This is a genomic window from Formosa sp. S-31 (genome assembly GCF_051172795.1).
In the GTDB taxonomy this organism is placed as follows: domain Bacteria; phylum Bacteroidota; class Bacteroidia; order Flavobacteriales; family Flavobacteriaceae; genus Formosa.
The window spans coordinates 1-19412 of the sequence record NZ_JAENDK010000002.1; the positions used below are offsets into that span (position 1 = coordinate 1).

Annotated in this window: 12 protein-coding genes; 5 read left to right on the top strand and 7 right to left on the bottom strand. The window is 36.3% G+C overall.

Annotated features, from left to right (window positions below; genetic code table 11):
• Both I3217_RS00265 and I3217_RS00270 read left to right on the top strand, forming a co-directional pair.
• Nucleotides 1-2523, top strand: a 2523-nt coding sequence (locus I3217_RS00265) for a T9SS type A sorting domain-containing protein (RefSeq protein WP_435047716.1), incomplete at its 5' end; no start/stop codon positions are given.
• A 121-nt stretch (nucleotides 2524-2644) separates the two neighbouring features.
• On the top strand, nucleotides 2645-3637 hold the full coding sequence (locus tag I3217_RS00270) for a family 43 glycosylhydrolase (RefSeq protein ID WP_435047717.1): 993 nt from the start codon (nucleotides 2645-2647) through the stop codon (nucleotides 3635-3637).
• Here I3217_RS00270 and rhaM read toward each other — a convergent pair.
• The 7 genes from rhaM to I3217_RS00305 are packed head-to-tail and all read right to left on the bottom strand — an operon-like array spanning nucleotide 3634 to nucleotide 12452.
• A complete protein-coding gene (gene rhaM, locus I3217_RS00275; RefSeq protein ID WP_435047718.1) occupies nucleotides 3634-3948 on the bottom strand; it encodes an L-rhamnose mutarotase in 315 nt (104 codons plus the stop codon). The two genes, I3217_RS00270 and rhaM, sit on opposite strands and share 4 nt — an antisense overlap.
• 24 nt (nucleotides 3949-3972) lie before the next feature.
• A complete protein-coding gene (locus tag I3217_RS00280) occupies nucleotides 3973-5586 on the bottom strand; it encodes a family 43 glycosylhydrolase (protein WP_435047719.1) in 1614 nt (537 codons plus the stop codon).
• Nucleotides 5579-6316: a GDSL-type esterase/lipase family protein gene (locus I3217_RS00285; protein WP_435047720.1), complete on the bottom strand. Its 738-nt coding sequence runs from the start codon at nucleotides 6314-6316 to the stop codon at nucleotides 5579-5581. The genes I3217_RS00280 and I3217_RS00285 overlap by 8 nt, the downstream gene beginning before the upstream one ends.
• A 21-nt stretch (nucleotides 6317-6337) precedes the next feature.
• On the bottom strand, nucleotides 6338-7324 hold the full coding sequence (locus I3217_RS00290) for a glycoside hydrolase family 43 protein (protein WP_435047721.1): 987 nt from the start codon (nucleotides 7322-7324) through the stop codon (nucleotides 6338-6340).
• A complete protein-coding gene (locus I3217_RS00295) occupies nucleotides 7314-8447 on the bottom strand; it encodes a glycoside hydrolase family 88/105 protein (RefSeq protein WP_435047722.1) in 1134 nt (377 codons plus the stop codon). The genes I3217_RS00290 and I3217_RS00295 overlap by 11 nt, the downstream gene beginning before the upstream one ends.
• Nucleotides 8437-11175 (bottom strand): glycosyl hydrolase, encoded by a 2739-nt coding sequence (locus I3217_RS00300; RefSeq protein WP_435047723.1) that lies wholly within the window; start codon nucleotides 11173-11175, stop codon nucleotides 8437-8439. The genes I3217_RS00295 and I3217_RS00300 overlap by 11 nt, the downstream gene beginning before the upstream one ends.
• Before the next feature lie 2 nt (nucleotides 11176-11177).
• Entirely contained in the window at nucleotides 11178-12452 is a 1275-nt protein-coding gene (locus I3217_RS00305) for an oligogalacturonate lyase family protein (protein ID WP_435047724.1), read from the bottom strand.
• A gap of 472 nt (nucleotides 12453-12924) precedes the next feature.
• On the opposite strand from I3217_RS00305, the gene I3217_RS00310 reads away from it, so the two are divergent.
• The 3 genes from I3217_RS00310 (at nucleotide 12925) to I3217_RS00320 (ending at nucleotide 19065) form a co-directional block, all read left to right on the top strand.
• Nucleotides 12925-16032 (top strand): SusC/RagA family TonB-linked outer membrane protein, encoded by a 3108-nt coding sequence (locus I3217_RS00310; protein WP_435047725.1) that lies wholly within the window; start codon nucleotides 12925-12927, stop codon nucleotides 16030-16032.
• An 18-nt stretch (nucleotides 16033-16050) separates the two neighbouring features.
• A complete protein-coding gene (locus I3217_RS00315; protein WP_435047726.1) occupies nucleotides 16051-17547 on the top strand; it encodes a RagB/SusD family nutrient uptake outer membrane protein in 1497 nt (498 codons plus the stop codon).
• Nucleotides 17548-17688: 141 nt separating this feature from the next.
• Nucleotides 17689-19065: a sulfatase-like hydrolase/transferase gene (locus tag I3217_RS00320; protein ID WP_435047727.1), complete on the top strand. Its 1377-nt coding sequence runs from the start codon at nucleotides 17689-17691 to the stop codon at nucleotides 19063-19065.
• Nucleotides 19066-19412: the final 347 nt, after the last annotated feature.

A 19412-nucleotide genomic window follows, 5' to 3' on the forward strand; every position in this document is an offset into this window, starting at 1 on the left:
GTAGAAGCTGATGCCGGAGACGATCAGACGATTTGTGCAGGCGAGAGTGTGACACTAACCGCAAGCGGAGGTTCAGCTTATGTCTGGAGCAACGGAGAAACAACAGCAAGTATCACAGTAAGTCCATCAGAAACAACGACGTATACAGTAACAGTTTCCGAAGGTGATGTAAGTGCAACGGATGATGTAACAGTAAATGTAACAGCTTTACCAGTGGCCGATGCAGGAAACAATCAGACCATAGAACAAGGTGAGAGCGTAACCTTAACCGCAACCGGAGGAACATCTTATAAGTGGAACACAGGCGAGACTACAGCCAGTATCACAGTAACACCAAATCAGACCAGAACCTATACCGTTGAAGTGTTTAATGACGGCGGTTGTTCGGATAGTGCTCAGGTAAAAGTGACTGTAAATGCAGTTAAAGTTGAAATCACAGCCGATGCCGGAGCCGATCAGACAATCTGTGCAGGCGAGAGTGTGACACTAACCGCAAGCGGAGGTTCAGCTTATGTTTGGAGCAACGGAGAAACGACAGAAAGTATCACTGTAAGCCCATCAGAAACAAAGACTTATGTAGTAACAGTTTCCGAAGGTGATGTCAGTGCAACGGATGCTGTAGCAGTAAATGTAACCGCCTTACCAGTTGCGGATGCCGGAACGAATCAGACCATAGAACAAGGCGAGAGTGTAACCTTAACCGCAACGGGAGGAACATCTTATAAGTGGAATACAGGCGAGACAACAGCCAGTATCACAGTAAGTCCAAATCAAACCAGAACTTATACCGTTGAAGTATTCAATGACGGCGGTTGTTCAGATACAGCTCAGGTAAGAGTAACAGTAAATATCCCAACAGTAGAAGTTGAAGCCGATGCCGGAGACGATCAGACAATCTGTGCAGGCGAGAGCGTAACTTTAACCGCAACCGGAGGTTCAGCTTATGTTTGGAGCAACGGAGAAACGACAGAAAGTATCACGGTAAGTCCATCAGAAACGACGACTTATACAGTAACAGTTTCCGAAGGTGATGTCAGTGCAACTGATGCTGTAACAGTAAATGTAACTGCTTTACCAGTGGCTGATGCAGGAACAAATCAGACCATAGAACAGGGTGAGAGTGTAACCTTAACCGCAACCGGAGGAACATCTTATAAGTGGAATACAGGTGAGACCACAGCCAGTATCACAGTAACACCAAATCAGACCAGAACCTATACCGTTGAAGTATTCAATGACGGCGGTTGTTCGGATAGTGCAAATGTAACAGTAACAGTAGAAGTAATAGATGGAGGAGATGAAGAAGGTGATGATACAGAAGACGGAGAAGCATCGATAGTTATTGCTGATGCTGGAGCAGATCAAACGATTTGTATAGGCGAGAGCGTAACACTAACCGCAAGTGGAGGATCAGCTTATGTTTGGAGTAACGGAGAAACTACAGAAAGTATCACGGTAAGTCCATCAGAAACGACAACTTATACAGTAACGGTTTCCGAAGGTGATGTAAGTGCAACGGATGCTGTAACAGTAAATGTAACAGCTTTACCAGTGGCCGATGCAGGAAACAATCAGACCATAGAACAAGGTGAGAGCGTAACCTTAACCGCAACCGGAGGAACATCTTATAAGTGGAACACAGGCGAGACCAGAGCCAGTATCACAGTAACACCAAATCAGACCAGAACCTATACCGTTGAAGTATTCAATGACGGCGGTTGTTCGGATAGTGCAAATGTAACAGTAACAGTAGAAGTAATAGATGGAGGAGATGAAGAAGGTGATGATACAGAAGACGGAGAAGCATCGATAGTTATTGCTGATGCTGGAGCAGATCAAACGATTTGTGTAGGTGAAAGTGTAACACTAACCGCAAGTGGAGGATCAGCTTATGTTTGGAGTAACGGAGAAACGACAGAAAGTATCACGGTAAGTCCATCAGAAACGACAACCTATACGGTAACCGTTTCCGAAGGTAATGTAAGTGCAACGGATGACGTTATTGTTAGTGTAGCAGCATTACCGGTAGCTAGTGCTGGAGCAGATCAGACGATAGAACAAGGCGAGAGTGTAACCTTAACTGCAACAGGTGGAACAAGCTATAAGTGGAATAAGGGAGAAACAACTCAAAGTATTACTGTAAGCCCGGATGCAACTACAACTTATGAAGTAGAAGTATACAATGAAAACGGATGTTGGGATTTAGCGATAGTAATGGTAATCGTGGAAGAATATAAAGATGTTAATGATGATATTAGCGATGTTGTTAAAGTAAACTTTGACATCGATATGTATCCTAATCCAACGACAGGAATTTTAAATCTTAAAATTGTAGGATTAGATCAAACAGCGCCAATAAGAGTTTACGATATGTCAGGAAAGTTATTACTGAATGAGGTTGTTAAGTCAGATGGAACCGAATTTGTAAAAGTTATAGACTTATCAGCATATCCAAAAGGATTCTACTTGTTAACCCTACAGGTTAAAGGTAAAACGATAACCAAAAAGGTGGTGTTAAATTAAGAATGTATTCTTGTGAAAGTATAAAGCCTTCTAAGTTTTAATACTTGGAAGGCTTTTTTTATTAGAGTTACATTGTTATGAATTTATTATGTATTTTTCAACTTTAAGATAAACGATCCCAATGAATATAATGAAATTTGCTTTTAAATTATTTTTTCTAAGTGTCACTTTAATTAAAGTAAATGCCCAATATGCATCTAAACCCCTTTTTAGAGATCCTGTTTTTGATGGAGCAGCAGATCCAACTGTAATTTGGAATGAAGCAGAACAGAAATGGTTTATGTTTTATACCAACAGACGAGCTAATATGGATAAGGCTTCAGGTGTGGAATGGGTACACGGTACAAAAATAGGTGTTGCTGAATCTACCGATGATGGGAATACTTGGGTTTATAAAGGTGTTTGTAATATCCCCTATGGCGAAGTAGATTATTCACATTGGGCGCCAGAAGTTATAGCATATGATGGTGTATATCATATGTATTTAACCATTGTGCCTGGAACTTTTTCCGATTGGAAACATCCGCGATATATAGCCCATTTTACCAGTGAAAATTTACTGGATTGGGAGTATCAGTCGAAATTGAATTTGGCTACAGATAAGTGTATTGATGCTTGTGTTTTTCAGTTGCCAAATGGTGTCTGGCGAATGTATTATAATAACGAAAAGGACGGGAAATCGATGTATTATGCAGATAGTGAAGACTTATATCACTGGGTTGATAGTGGCAAAAAAGTAGTAGGGGATAAAGGAGGTGAAGGTCCTGATGTCTTTGAATGGCAGGGTAAATATTGGATGATTGTAGATAATTGGTCGGGTTTGGGAGTTTATAAATCTGATGATTTAGAACATTGGGAGCGTCAAGCCCAGAATATTTTAAAAGAACCTGGTACTGGTAAAGACGATCAGGTAATGGGAGGCCACCCGGGGATAGTTGTAAATAAAGATCGAGCCTTTGTTTTTTATTTTACCCATCCGGGAAGAACTCCAGAAAATAAAGGAAAAGATACTTACGAAACAAGGCGAAGTTCCATTCAGGTAGCCGAATTAGAGTTAGTAAATGGAGAAATCATGTGTAATCGTAATAAACCTGTTCGGGTGCAATTGCGTTAATCCAAATGAAATACTTCAACTAATTCGGTTGAAACGGGACTGTAATCGGGGTTAGTTTCCATGAGTTCTGCCATGTGTTTCCACCAGTTTTTACACGTTTCGGTTGAAGCTATAGCGTTCCACTGCGCTTCTGATTCTATTTCTACATACCCAAAAGTGTAGCTGGTATCTTCATCTAAAAAAATGCTGTAGTTATGTACACCATATGTTTTTAGTACATGTTTTAATTCGTCCCAAATTGGATTGTGTCTGAGTTTGTATTCTTCAATTTTATCGGCGTATAATTTCATTTTAAAAGCTTTTCTTATCATAATATTGAGTTGGTTTTAGTTAGGTTATTCTGATTTTAATAATGAGACATCATCGATTTGACAACTAGCATTGGCGTTACCATCAGCATAGAATCCGATGGTTATTTTTCCATTTTTTACTTCAATAGAATTCAGATTAAATTGTGACCAATGACCATTTGAAGTTTCAACGGAAATACTTTTTTTATTGCCGCCACTTTCAGCAAACATTTCGAGTGTATTAAATTTATTGTTGCTCTTTATTTTAGCCGACAAGGTGTAAACACCATCATCTAAGTTTACATAGGGTGTGGATTCTATAATTTGATAGACTTTACGTTTAAAAGCCACCCGGTCTTCTAAATTCAGGCTCTTTTCTCCAATCACCTGATGTCTGTCTTCTTGATTGTTGAAATAATTAAGTTGTGGAGACTCATTTTCTCCCACCACTACTGTATGGCCTTGGTAAAAATGTGTTACCCAGCCTGTAATATGCGCTTGTATGGGTTTAACCGGGGAAGGAATAGCTCTTCGATCGGCTTCAAAACTTGGGTTTTTTACAAAATTATTATCGTTTGCTGGGTGCCATTCACCAGAGGTCTCATTTAAATTCCAGGAATTTAATGAATTAAAAACAGGTATGTCATTTTCAAAAGATAAAGGCATCCACTGGTTATAACCTAAACCATTTCCAGCAAAATTGGCCCAACGGTCTCCGCAGTACAGTACAGTTTCGTGTTTAGAACCTTTTACATTTACAAAAAAGCCGGTTTGTGTTATGTGTGCAAAATCATCCATACAGCCTTGTGTAATAAGCATTTCGTTGGCAGGCTGATAGGGACCCTTGATAGAGTCTGAAACTAAATAGTAAGCGTAAGAGGAATCCCAGCCATAGAGGTTAGAAGCAAATACATAATACTTGCCGTTGTATTTAAACATACAATTGCCTTCTCGGCCCTTACCTTGAAAAATTTGTGTGCAATCCAATAGATCAACCTTGCCATTTATTAAACCAATTTCGGAAATGTAAATTTTATTTCGTCCACGTCCATAAGAATATACCAGATAGGATTTTCCTGTATCTTCATCAGTGAAAACTGTTTGGTCTCCAGTGTTAGGTGTCCCAATTCTATCAGTCATATCGATACGTTGATGCCATTTAAATTGACCAGTTGGCGAATTGGATAATGCAATTAACACGCCATTGTTATGTTGAATAAACATAGCATATTGTTTTAATTTTGAAATATGAGCAACCCCTAAACGTCCCATCCACCCGGTTTTAGAATCGTGTTTAACTGCTTCTTCTCGTTCAAGTACATTATTTTCGAAAGTCCAATGCACTAAATCGGTAGAGCTATAGCAGGTAACCGCTACAAAGTTGTCTTTGGGCTGTGTAATTGACGGATCCTTATAGTATAATTCTGCTTCTTTATAATGTGCTCCATACCAGTAATACTTTTGTTTACCTGTTTTTGGGTCATTAAATTTAAAAATACCACCTCCTTGACTGTATATAGGTTGCTCGTTTACCGTATTCCAAAACTGATCATTTTTGATATTATTAAATTGTGCATGTAACACGTTGTAAAAACCTACAGAGAACCATAAAAACCAGAATAATATCGTTGTGTTTTGAAGAGTCAATTTTTTACTCATTGGCTTTTAATTTTTTAATTATAGGCGATAAAAAACTCACCCAACGGGTATAACCTTCAGGCGTTAAATGGGTGCCGTCGTTTGTTAATTCATCTTTTATAAAACCAGTATTATTCACAAATTGACTGTGTAAATCGATAAATGTATAGTGCTGCTTATTTTCTTGAAGTATAGCATTAACTTCAACAATATAATTTTTTAAGAACTCATGTTTTGTAGGTAACAGGGTTTGCACATATATAATAGTACTAGGAGATTCTTTTTTGATATGTTCTGCTATGTTTACAATATTTTTACCGACATATTTCGCCGATGGTATACCTTCTTTTTTATGTAGATTAAATAAATCGTTAATGCCGATAAGTAAAAACACGGCTTTTGGTTTAAAGTAATTAATTTCGTTTAAGCGGGCTAAAATTCCATCGGTAACATCTCCAGCAATACCACGATTTCTAATACCTGTGGTTTGGAATTTCTGACTCCAATTTCTACCTAACTGAGTTAAACTGTTGCCTAAAAATACAATTTCGTTAGGCTTTAAAGGATCCTTTTTAAATTGTTGAATCCGTCTAGGGTATTCTTTTAAAGTCCAAGCGTTGTGATATGTTATTTTTAATGAGTCGGCTGGGTATAATCGATCTAAAATATGAGATTCTTGCGCCTTAAGGTTTAATACAAGACAAAAACCGAAAGTGATAAATATATATTTTAGCGACCGTAATGGGATCATGTTAAAGTTCTGGTTTTATAGTTATTTGTTTAATTCCTTCTGAATATTTTGGAACACCAAATTAGAAACCCGAATAATTGTACCGTGTCTGGTGCCTTTTGGAAATACAATTTTATCTGAAACATCCTCCCAATCTTTCAAATTTTTAGAGCGTACTGCACCGTATTGGTGTTCGGTATATTTATCGAAATATACCATCCAATTGCCATTAAACTTTACAGCTGTTGGGCCCTCTGCCCAATAGTTGCCTGTAATGGGATTACTCGCTTTTGAGTAAGGACCTATGAGTGATGAACTAGTAGCAATTCTGAGATTTTTTTCAGGTTTCGGCGCTTTAGTCTCATCTTTTAAAAACATGATGTAGCTGTTGTTTTCTTTCTGAATGGTTGCATCAATTACATTAAAGCCACCGTCGTAAAGAAGTTTTGTTTTACTAAATGAACTGAAATCTTTAGTGGTTACATAATACATTCTGTGGTTATAACCTTTATCGGCATCTGTTTGAGTTTCAGGAAATGTACCTGTAATGGTTGTTGCCCAATAGATTATAAATTGATTGGAAGTAGGATCGTAAGTTAGTTCTGGAGCCCAACAGTTTCGTGCTTCGGGCTCATGTTCCATTACAGGAATATACTGTTGCTTAGTCCAGTGTACTAAATCTTCGGAGGAAGAGTAACCAATACCTTTGTCTGTCCAACCTGTTGTCCAGACCATATGAAATGTTTGGTCTGGTCCTGAAATAATACAGGGGTCACGCATAAGTTTATTTGGCCCTATTTCAGGAGTAAGTATGCTTTTGTCGTTATTTAAAGCTTTAAAAGTATAACCATCTGTGCTAAATGCTAAATGTAATCCGTCTTCACCATTACCTTTAAAATAGGAAAATAGTAAAATGGAATCTTGCTTTGAAATAGAAGATGATAAAGTCTGTCCCTCAGCTTTTAAGAAGGACAGACTGAAAATGGTTATAAAAATAGCTGGTAATAATAAGTGTTTTTTAATTGTCATGTGCTTCCAATCTATATATTTCTGCTCCGGCTAAAAGAAAACAACCTAAGCCGTAATCTTCAAAATCAGGTACTTTGTCATAAGAAAGAGGTTGACCGTCTTTAGGTTCTTTTCCTGTAGATTGTAACCAGCCTAAGAATCCATTTTTATGAACTGCATCTTCTACCATGGCATTCCATCCTTTTAATATAACAGGAAGATAGGTGGTTCTGTCTAATATACCATTATTTACTCCGTATGCCATGGCATAAACAAATAGAGCGGTTCCTGAAGTTTCTTTACCTCCAAAATGTTTAGGGTCGTGCAGACTCACATTCCAGAAACCATCTTTTCGTTGTATAGGGACTAAAGCTTCAGCCATCGATTTCAGGTCTTTTACATATTGCTCTCTATGAGGTGCATCTTCCGGAATTATCGATAAAACCTTAGCTAGGGCAGCTATTACCCAGCCATTACCACGACTCCAGTAACTATCCTCACCATTTGGTTCTGTATATGGCGGGTCGAAATCGGCATCTCTCCACCATAGTCCGTCTTTTTCATTAAATAAACCATTATCCCCGTGTAGATTTCTGGAGTACATGTACATATCGTACATTTTTTCGAAATAACGGTTGTCATTTTCCAATACGCCTAATTTGGCAAAAACTGGCATTCCCATTTGTATGGCATCAATCCAGGACCAATCGTCGTTTTGAGGCGTGTTTAAAAGCATGTTTATACAGGCTTTTGTGTTTTTTAATTTTTTAGAATCCGGTTCTAAATTGTAAAGGTCTATATAAGTTTGAGCGGCACAATAGTCATCGGCATTTCGGTTAGCGCTACCGTATCTGAATCCCCAGTTATGATATTCAGCCCAGTTATAAGCATAATCATAATACGTTTCTTTAGGATATATTTCGTATAATGCCATTAAACCTTCGTAGTACACACCTCTGGTCCAGATGTTACTAGGGCGTTCTTTGTTGGTAACAATAGTTTTTCCAACATCCGGCCATTTTTTCATAAAATAATCGTTGGTTAACATCATCGTTTCCAAAACAGCCTTTCTGTCGGGTAATTGCTGTGCAATTGTAGACAAGGAAATTAGAGTTAGTAGAGTAAAAAGAATTTTATTTTTCATGAGTTATTTGTTTTAAAGGAGATAAAGTTATTGGACTAGTTAGGCCGGAAGGCATAGGTTGCCATTTTGTAGCATCGAATGTTTTATAATCCTTGTCTACCATATTAATTTCATAGAAATTTTTCCATTCTTCACCTCGCATTTCTTTGGATCTTATGCGGTTGGCTGCAAGGTTGGTAACTTCTATTGTTAATTCGTTGTCTCCTGATTGTAAATTATCTAATTGTATTTGATAAGGGACAGACCAGGCGGTTCCTATATGTTTACCGTTAAGGGAGACTTTGGCGCTTTCTCTAACATCACCTAAATTTAATGCCCAGTGCGTAATCGTTGTATCAGGATTATTAAAAGTGATGCTGTATTTTGCGGTTCCAGAAAAGTCTTCGTAGGCTTTACCAAGTGAGGTCCAGGATTCTAAATTATCCAGTTTTACCGGTTCTGGAAGTGTTGGCCCTCCTTTTATAAAGTCGATTTCCCAGGTTCCGGTAATCGGGTAAATCTTATTTTCTATAGTAAAGTACTCCCAATCTTTTACTGTGCTATTGGTAGCAGTTTTTAAAAATAGCGATTCCCCGGGACGTATCATTAATTTTACAAATGTTTTGCCGTCTTCAGTTTTGGTTGCAGCTTTCCCGTAAGCTCTGGTTAACGGATCAAAAATAACAACATCTTTGTTTGTTGCATTAACAGGAATAAAATCATTAATGCCTGTCGAGGTGTGGTTAACTAAATAATACACCGATTCTCCATCAACATGGCGTTTAATATATTTTAATCCGGAATCTACTAACTTTTCCGGGGTGATTTTAGCTGATTTTAAATCGGAAAAAATATCAGCACTCGGCGTAATGGTTTTTGAGATTTCGTTAAGTGTGATGTTGTCTTGTTCAAAATTATAGTAACCAGGCACAGTTTTCGGTAGCGCGGAAAATATAATAGCTGCGCCTTGATCTTTTAAGTCCTTAAGTTTTTTTAGCGTTTTTAAAGGCATATTATCACAGTCCGGAATCACAATGGTTTTATATAGTCCACCAGGAACTTTTATATATCCATCGGAATAGGTTGCGTTTTCAATAAATTGATCGGAGATAAAATCTAAAGCATACCCTTTTTGCATTAATTGGTTTGTGGTCTTGTAAAACGGGGTATCGTGAAGCCATTCATTTAAAGAATGAATCTTAAATTGAAAGAATAAATCGCCATTTAAATAGTTGTCCCATACATCGTAAACAGGCCAATACAACAAAATATCGTTGTCAGGTTCTCCAGCCTGAAGCATGGATTGACAATTGGCAATGTAATTGAATAATTCAGATTCGTCTTCACCAATGGTTAGATTCGGGTTAAAATTGACTGAGGCATAAAATTTCCACCCCGGCCAGGCGGCACGTTCAGGAGAATAAGTGGTACCGTGTAGAAAAACATGATTTACACCATTTAAAAATAAATCTTCTACTTCTGGTTTACATTGTGATAGTGCTACTTTAAAGTGGTCCCGCAACCAAGTAAAGGTTTCAGAAGAGGTTAAAGGCTTTCCGGAAATATGTGCTGCAGACGACGAAAATTTAAGCATAATAGGATCTGCATCACCTTCGCGAATATCTTCTTTTTCGCGTCTAAAACCAGGAATATCGTAAGGCATAGAACCAAAAGTTTCACATTCTGGAATGTCTGCAGAGGCGTACATGTCTATTAGATTACCAGGTGAACCATGAGCCTGTAATCTGGATTTAAATCCTTTTGAGTTTGCCCATCCGGTCCAGGGTTCATCAAAATCGTGTAGTAATAAGTCCGATAAAGTTTCGCGATAATCACTCTTTACACGATTAGCTAAGGTATCATCCTGTTGTTTTAAAAGTAAAGGTAAAAGGGTTTTTAAATCATACCCTCGTAATGATTGAAAGGCTTTAAAAAAATGCGGTGTAAAATCAGTGCCATATACTTCGTAACTATCATTAAAAATGGAACGAATTTTTCCATTAAATCCAACCAGAGCCGTATCAAATGGTTTAACATAGGCCTTTAAAGCTTCTGAGGAATAATGGTCTAAAGTAAACCCGCTGCCTCCCGGTGCAGCACGCTTTACCTTTTGGCCTGTTTTACCTTCAAAAACAGCATAAATTTCGTAATCTGTATCTTCTGGTATCCAATTTAGGGTTTGGTTGGTAACCTGCTCAGTCAGGTCTTTAAAAGTGCCATCTTCTCCATAAGCCAGAACATAAAGTAAGGTAGAGTTGTTTTTATCTTTAGGGTTTTCCGGAATTATTTTTTTTTGGAAAAGCTGATTTTTTTTAAGATGGTATTGTGCAGTAATAAGTTTGGTGGCAGCAAATTCAGGAGTAACCTGAGGTCCACCGTAAGGCCAGCCTGTCCCTAATGTTAAATCAACCTGCATATCTAAACTATCTGCAGTTTTTATAGTAAAGTTCAGCATCTTCATCCAGTCGGGGGACAGGAAATTTATAAAATGGTCTTCCTCACCTTTCACACCATAAATAGGAGCTATTTCTACACCTCCAATGCCTGTATTTTGAAGGTTTATTAAGTTTTGCTTTATTCCAGCAGAATCGACAGCGCTTCCCATCCACCACCAGCGTGTCCAGGGCTTAGTGGTGTTTATAATCTTTGGCCAGGCATTAGTTTCTTTGCTGTTAGCCTCCTTTTTAGAGGAGCATGTTATACTCGCAGTAGCGGTAAGACAAGCGATAAAAATTAATTTTATTTTCATGTTTAAATGTTCGATTTTTTTATTTCTACTGCATATATCTGAGTGTCGCCTTCAAAGTTTGCTCTAAAAATAATCCATTCTCCGTCAGGAGAGAAATGCACGTTAGGTTCAAGATCGTAATTATGATATTTCATATTTACTAGTTTTTCTGAAACCAGGGAATCTTTTTCCGGTGTAAAGTGGTATAGCCAGGTTCCGTTTTTCGCCTGTGCTACCTGACTTTCGTCTCCGCCATCTCCGGCAAATGTTTTCATGTCTGGCGAAATATTATAATGTATAGACCATTCATCCCGTTTTAGAGCATATCTTGTTTCTTGTTTAGTTTCCAGATTTTTACCCGCCAAATAGAAGGTTTCTCCTCTTGGAATCTGTAAGTCAAACCAAATGGTTTTTCCATCCGGGCTAAAAAATTCATGTCCGGCAATTTCCCGTTCTACCGTGCGCTCATGTATTTTTATTGGTTTGGAGTAGTCAATATTTATATTCCAGATACGATCTACTTTATGCCATGGTCCTTCATGGCAATACATGAGGTTGTTAGGATCTGTAGGCGAGAACTGCAAATGGTTTAACCAGGCTTTTTCCGAATAAAATGGTGTCATGGTTTTGGTTTCTAAGTCCAATTTCACCAACGAACGATTTAGTTTGGCTTCGTATATTTTATCGAAATTGCCACGGCCATTCAAGGTATTTCTTAAGGCTTTGCTCGCTGCGGCATTCACAATTTTTCCTGCTAAGATGTTTTCTGAAGCGTTAATCGTTACCATAGAACCAACGATCGAATCGGGAAATTTATAAATGAAATCCGTTTCCTTGGTATCGATATGCGTCGCAAAAAGGCTATCGTTAGTCGTGTAAAATACTTTTCTGGAGTTTCTAGCTAAAATCTCGCCGGATTTATTTCCCGGTTTTGTGGTGATTTGTTGCGTTTCTTTTGTGGATAGATTAACCGTATACAATTGTTTGTTTTTACGATTATTACCATAAAAGACCATTAAAATTTCCTTTCCGTCTACTGTTGGTAAAAACGGATTATTATGAAAATAGAAACTTCTGTTACTCCCGGTACGATCAGTTAGCTTTTTTATTTTATGGTGCGTATCCTTATCTATCCAGATTTCCGGCATTCTATTCTGTTTTCCGGTTTCTAAAATAGGTATCGCATTAAGCGTAGGAATAGGATCTTTTGATGATTGATTTTCTGCAGGTTTGTTCTTACAGGATAATAAAGATAATATTAGAAGTGTACATGTACTAAATGTTATTTTATGTTTCATGGTTTGTTAAAAATGCCATTAATAGGATAAGTTAGTAAAATTAGTTGGCTAAAATTATCTCTATTCATTCATAATACTATCCTGTGGCATCCTGAGAAGAGTGTGCAGAGCCTCGTTGTGTGATAAGTGTAGGTATGAAACTCTTATTGGTTTAGTGACTAAACTTATGGTAATCAATAGATTGTTGTTCGATTTTTTGCCTGTTCATATTAGGTGATGAATTTTGCTATTATTAAATTCTTGGTTATTTGTTATTTTTGTTGATTAATTTTTAGTATTTGTTGTTTTATTTTGAGATAATAGTAGTCTGATATGAAAATTATAAAATTTTGTTAAAAATTTAAACCATTGAATTTCAATGTATTGTAGTGTGTTTTGTTTTTTGTGAGTGAAAAGGGCAGTATAGTGCAGGATAGTATGCAAAAATTGCTTAGATACTTTTGAGCTAAACAAATACTAACTTTTTATTAATATGAACAATAAACTAATTTATTTAGTGGTGTTTATTTTTTCTTTATTGTCCGGTATTGGATATGCTCAGACCAAGGTAATAAAAGGAATAATAAATGATGAGACAGGTATGTCAATACCGGGAGTAAATGTGGTAATTAAAGGAACCACTAAAGGAACCGTTTCCGATTTTGACGGGAACTATGAAATTTCTGCTATACCAGAAGAGACCCTGGTTTTTTCTTATCTAGGATTTCAAACGATTGAAATTGAAATTGGAGCATCAAATACTATCGATGTAACTCTAATTCAGGATACAGCGCAATTGGATGAAGTTGTTGTTGTGGGGTATGGAACTCAGAAAAAAACGAGCGTTACCGGGGCTGTTGCAAGCTATTCTGCAGAGGGGTTAGATGAAAGACCTCTGGTAAGGATGGATCAAGCGCTTATAGGTCAGCTTTCAGGTGTAAGGGTTAAGCAAACCAGTGGTGTTCCAGGTGCGGGGTTTCAAATTCAGGTTCGTGGATCTGGATCAATAAATGCCGGAAATGAGCCCTTATATGTTATAGATGGTTTCCCTTTAGATACAGACGGACAACCTTCTAATATTAATCCTAATGATATTGAATCTATTCAGGTGTTAAAGGATGCATCTTCTACTGCAATTTATGGATCCAGAGGATCTAATGGTGTGGTTTTAATTACTACAAAACAAGGAAAATCAGGTAAACCTAAAATAAGTTTCAATACTTATGCAGGATGGAATGAAACCGTAAAAAAACTAGATGTTTTATCCTCGGAAGACTGGATAGAACGCGCTATGGAACATCAAAATTATTCCTATGTAAGAAATTATGGAGATGTTGGAGCTTCTTCTACAGATACAAATGATCAAAGACGTGCAATTTTAGGATTAGGGCCTAACGATTTTAACGTTAATTATATGTATGATGAGCGTTGGTTACAGGACGGGCATCCGGGTTTAGATTATGTAGATTGGCAGGATTTGTATTTTAGAAAAGGTTATGTGCAAAGTTATCAGTTATCTGCAACCGGCGGAACAGAAACAACAAAATATTATGTGTCAGGAGATTATTCAAATCAGGAGGGGATAGCTATTGGTGTTAACAATGAGCGATTTAATTTAAGAGCTAATGTAGAAGTATCTCCTTCAGATAAATTAAAATTCGGATTAAACCTGGCACCTTCATTTGGAACTATAGACGATCCGGGAGTTGAAGGTAAAGATGCGATTACTCATATAGTTGTAAGTATGGCTCCTATAGTAGAATCGTCTGTTGGAGCTTTATATACAAATACAGGAGATTATACAAGCTATGCCTGGGCGGGGAGTAGAGTTAGTCCTTTAGCAGAAGCAACATTTCGAAAAAGATCTACTGATAGATTCAGAAATCTGGCAACTTTATTTTTAGAATATGAGTTTTTAGAAGGCTTACATTATAAAGGGACTATCAATCATGATTTACAAACCAATACAACAGATAGTTTTACACCGTCTTGGATAAATAGAAACAGAACAGCATCAGGATCTCAATCAGGGGAAACAAGAAATTCTTTTGTTACCGAGCATACTTTAAATTATATAAAATCATTTGGAAATCATAATTTTAATGTATTAGGAGGCTATTCTTATAATATGTTCGATTATGAAGGATATTCCATTAGCGCTACAGGGTTTCCTTCTGATGATATTCAAACTATAAATGTGGCTTCTACGACAAGTGGAAGCACAACAAAAAGTAGAAATACATTAATCTCTTATTTTGGAAGATTTATGTATGATTATAATGAAAAATATTTCTTTCAGGCTACTTTAAGACGTGATGGTTCGTCAAGATTCGGAGATAATACTAAGTTTGGAACTTTTCCATCCTTTTCTATGGGATGGAGAATTAGCGAAGAAGATTTCTTAAAGGACAGTGAATTAATTAATGAGTTAAAATTAAGAGGAAGCTGGGGATTATCTGGTAATAATAATATTGGTAATTATGAGCATATAGCTAATTTAAGTAATACCAATTATAGTTTTGGAGGCATTCTGGCAAATGGTCAATCTCCTTCAAATTTCGCAAATCCTAATTTAAGCTGGGAAAAATCGGAATCGATAAACATAGGTTTAGATATAGGTTTATTTAATAATAGAATATTTAGTTCTATTGAGTATTATACCAAAAGAAATTCAGATTTGTTACTTAGTATTCCTGTTCCAACAGCAAGTGGTTTTGGAACGGCTCTTACCAATATTGGAGAAGTGTTAAACCAGGGGTGGGAATTTGAATTGACATCCCGAAATATAGAAGGGGATAATTTTAAGTGGACTACCAACTTTAATATAAGTCACAATTCAAATGAAGTTAAAAAACTAGGGCCAAATAACACACCAATTTTAGGTGGAGCTTTTGATATTACTCATAATATCTTAGAAGTAGGAAAGCCAATGTATACTTTATATTTGGTACAGCAAGATGGTTTGTTAACTACTGAAGATATTAATAATGGAGTGCCATTATATGGTAATCAGGAAGCCGGAGATCCTAAATATGTCGATATGGACGGTGATGGTTTTATAACTCCAAGCGATAGAACGTATTCTGGACATCCAAACCCTGATTTTGTTTGGGGTATGACGAATACTTTTAAATATAAAAGTTTTGATTTATCGGTACTGTTACAAGGACAAAGCGGAGGTAAAATCTATTCAACATTTGGTAGAGCAATGTACAGAACAGGGCAAGGTGCAGCAGATAATACATTAGGAAAATCAAGAAACAGATATAGATGGCAGGAAGGAGCTATTGTAACCGAAGCAGATGTTGCCGGAAAAGAGCATAAGTCGCCTTCTAGTTTTGGAAGAATTAAAAACACAGACTGGCTTTATTCAAGTGATTACTGGAGAATACGAAATATTACCCTTGGTTTCGATTTAGGTTCTCAGTTTCAGTCTGAATTAATTTCAGGAGCGAGAGTGTATTTCACTATGGAAAACTGGTTTGGGGGGGATAAATATGATGGCGGATTTAACCCTGAAGCAGTAAACAACAGTGGAGATGATTATGGCGCTTTCCCATTGTCTAAATCGATTGTATTAGGGCTTAACTTAAACTTTTAGAATTTAAACGTAGAAACAATGAAAAGAATAATATTATTAGGAGTTTTATCAATTTTTGGATTTACCGCTTGTGAAAGTGAGTTGGACCAGGCTCCGTTGTCAAATAGAAACGCATCTAATTTTTATAATAACGAAACTGATTTTGAACAGGCTATTGTAGGTGTTTACAACGCATTGAATTATCATGAAATATCACAATTCTTTTTGTCGGAAGTTCGCTCAGATAATATCTATATAGCCGGTTTGGCAGGTGTAAGAGATTGGATACCAGTAAGTAATTTTTCGAGAACTTTAATTACTAATCCTCTTATAGCCAATGCTTGGAACGATCCGTATGTTGGAATTTTAAGGGCAAATACTGTTATCGAAAAGTTAAATGAAAATGTGGTGCCAGATGAAAACGTAAGAAATAGAATGGAAGGAGAATCTAAATTTTTGAGAGCTTTTTTCTATTTTGATTTAGTACGTTTCTTTGGGGGAGTACCTGTTATTGATAAAATAATAACACCTACTGAAGCCTTAGCAATTTCCCGATCAACACCTCAGGAAGTTTATGACTTAATTGTGTCTGATTTGGAGGATGCAATAGCTTTATTACCGGAAACTCCTTCTGAACAAGGTAGACCCTCATCTGTCGTTGCTAAAGCATTGTTAGGAAAGGTTTTCCTTACTATGTCAGGACCAACTTATAATATTAGCGGACCTGGTTTGGGTGTAGATAATACATCAAAAGCTTTGACGTTATTTAATGATGTAATTCGAAGCGGACAATATGGTTATGTTAATGATTATGCTTCAATTTTTGGTTCAAGATCAGAAGATAATGCAGATATCGTATTTTCAATTCAGCATATAAATGATGGCGTAGGAGGAAACAGAGGTATAGGAACTACTTTGCCTACAGATATGTATCATGAACCATGGGCTCGTGTAAATATGCCTTTTGGAGGGGGAGTGCCAAGTGATGGACTAATTACACCTTCAAATCAAATTTTAGCTTCATTTGAAGATGCAGATGTAAGAGATGACTTCTCTATTTTGAGAAATTGGGTAGATGCGAACGGTAGTACTAGTAATGAGGCTATGATTACCAAGTTTCTGGATTTAGCAGATATTCCTGTAGATCGTTTTAATTGGGGAATTAATTTTCCAGTAATCCGTTACACAGATGTTTTATTAATGAAGGCAGAAATTTTATTAAAATCAGGACCTAGTCAGGAAGTGGACAATATTGTAAATTCTATCAGGTCCAGAGCAGGGTTACAACCTTTATCTAATGTGGATTTAGATACTTTATTATCAGAAAGACAGAAGGAATTTTTTGGAGAAGGCTTAAGATTTCACGATTTAGTTAGAACTGGTAAAGTTATAGATGTTATAAATGATTGGGAAGACATAGATGATACAGCAAATGTCATGAATCCTATGGAAGCGAATTTTATAATTTATCCAATTAGCCAGACTCAAATAGAAGTTAATCCGGGGCTATATGAACAAAATCCTGGGTATAATTAGTAAGTAGTTTGATTAGTTTTAAAAGAACGCTACAACCAAATTTGTTGTAGCGTTTTTAGTATTGGTTTTTTAACCTGTAATGAGTTTTGTTAAGCTATAAAGCTTTATCTATAAATCTTTTTAAAAAAATATTATTACGATATGAATACTTGGCTTTATAAATTTGTTTTGTGTTTTCCTGTTTTGTTTTATTCTTGTCAAAAAAAAGAAAAAGTCATTGACATAGTTCAAAAACAGGATGGGGTAAACATTTTAGTTATTATAGCAGATGATGCTGGCTGGAATGATGTAGGATATAATGGATCAGAAATAAAAACACCTAATCTAGACGCCTTAGCCCAAAATGGTGTACAGTTAAATCGTTTTTATGTAAATCCAACCTGTTCTCCTTCCCGGATATCGTTATTAACAGGAATGCCTTCGAGCCGAATAGGCGTGGTTGCACCAATAAGCGGAAAGAGTAAAAAAACATTACCAGATTCTATTACAACCTTACCACAAGCTTTAAAAAAACAAGATTATCAAACAGCTTTATTAGGAAAGTGGCATTTAGGACTGGATGTTGCAAACGGACCTAATAAATTTGGCTTCGATTATGCTTATGGCTTTTTACATGGGCAGATAGACCAATATACGCACAGGTATAAAAATGGTGATGCCAGTTGGTATAGAAATGATAAATTGATAGAGGAGAAAGGTCATACCACCGATTTGTTGACTAAAGAAACAATTAACTGGTTGACTAAGGAAAGAGATACAACCAAGAATTTTTACCTGCAATTAGCTTATAGTGCCCCTCATTTTCCGCTTCAGGAAGAAGAACATTGGAAAACACCATATTTAAAAATATTTAAAGATCAATCAAGAATAGATTTTGCTGCTGCAATGTCGCATATGGATCATAGTATAGGAATGGTGATGGAGACTTTAGAAGAGCAATCTTTAGATGATAATACACTGGTTATCTTTATTAGTGATAATGGGGCTATGGAAAACTGGTATCCCACGTATCAGTACGATGGGAAATTTAATCCAAATCCGGTACTGGGAAGTAATGCTCCGTTAAGAGATTGGAAAACATCTAATTATGAGGGGGCAATTAGAGTGCCAGCGATAATGTACTGGAAAAATAATTTAAAACCTCAGGTTAATTCAAATTATATTTCCATACAGGATATTATGCCTTCTATTTTGTCTTTAATAGGGGGAGATATTCCGGATAAAGTTGAGGGTGTAAACCTCTGGGAGTCTATCAAAAATCCAGATGTATCTATAAGTCATGATATCTACATTCGAGGACATATACAGGAGAGTTTAATACATAAACCCTGGAAGATTATCCGAAACAGATATAAAATTGGAAAGAAAGAAACATATCAGTTGTATAATTTAGAAACAGATCCGGAAGAAAAAAATAATATCATAGACCAAGACACTACGTTAGCTAAAAGCATGAAAATATTACTTCAGAATCAGTTTTTAAAAGACGATAAAACAGTAAATGTAGAATTGCCATAAGATAGCGATTTATAGTGCTGCGGTGATTATTATAAAAACAAATCTATGAGTATAATGCAATCTAGTTAGTCTTTTGAATAACAGTTGTTTGTGATGATTTTAGGGTTAGAGGTTAAATAAAATCGAGTACAATTAACTTATTGACTTTTTAAATTTTCGGTTTTTTTATTGTTTATTTTTCACTCTTTTAGTTGGTAAAATGAAAATTTGATATATAAAATCAAAAATTATAAAATTTTGTTAATAACTTAAATACTTGTTAGTCAATGTTTTATTGGATTAATTTATTTGTTTGATACATGAATACAGTATAGTGCAGGATACTTCAAAGGAAGTGGTTAGATATT

Bases quoted from the DNA above. Each gene is read 5' to 3' on its own strand.
- I3217_RS00270 (WP_435047717.1), top strand. From the start codon at position 2,645: ATGAATATAATGAAATTTGCTTTTAAATTATTTTTTCTAAGTGTCACT.
- rhaM (WP_435047718.1), bottom strand. From the start codon at position 3,948: ATGATAAGAAAAGCTTTTAAAATGAAATTATACGCCGATAAAATTGAA.
- I3217_RS00280 (WP_435047719.1), bottom strand. From the start codon at position 5,586: ATGAGTAAAAAATTGACTCTTCAAAACACAACGATATTATTCTGGTTT.
- I3217_RS00285 (WP_435047720.1), bottom strand. From the start codon at position 6,316: ATGATCCCATTACGGTCGCTAAAATATATATTTATCACTTTCGGTTTT.
- I3217_RS00290 (WP_435047721.1), bottom strand. From the start codon at position 7,324: ATGACAATTAAAAAACACTTATTATTACCAGCTATTTTTATAACCATT.
- I3217_RS00295 (WP_435047722.1), bottom strand. From the start codon at position 8,447: ATGAAAAATAAAATTCTTTTTACTCTACTAACTCTAATTTCCTTGTCT.
- I3217_RS00300 (WP_435047723.1), bottom strand. From the start codon at position 11,175: ATGAAAATAAAATTAATTTTTATCGCTTGTCTTACCGCTACTGCGAGT.
- I3217_RS00305 (WP_435047724.1), bottom strand. From the start codon at position 12,452: ATGAAACATAAAATAACATTTAGTACATGTACACTTCTAATATTATCT.
- I3217_RS00310 (WP_435047725.1), top strand. From the start codon at position 12,925: ATGAACAATAAACTAATTTATTTAGTGGTGTTTATTTTTTCTTTATTG.
- I3217_RS00315 (WP_435047726.1), top strand. From the start codon at position 16,051: ATGAAAAGAATAATATTATTAGGAGTTTTATCAATTTTTGGATTTACC.
- I3217_RS00320 (WP_435047727.1), top strand. From the start codon at position 17,689: ATGAATACTTGGCTTTATAAATTTGTTTTGTGTTTTCCTGTTTTGTTT.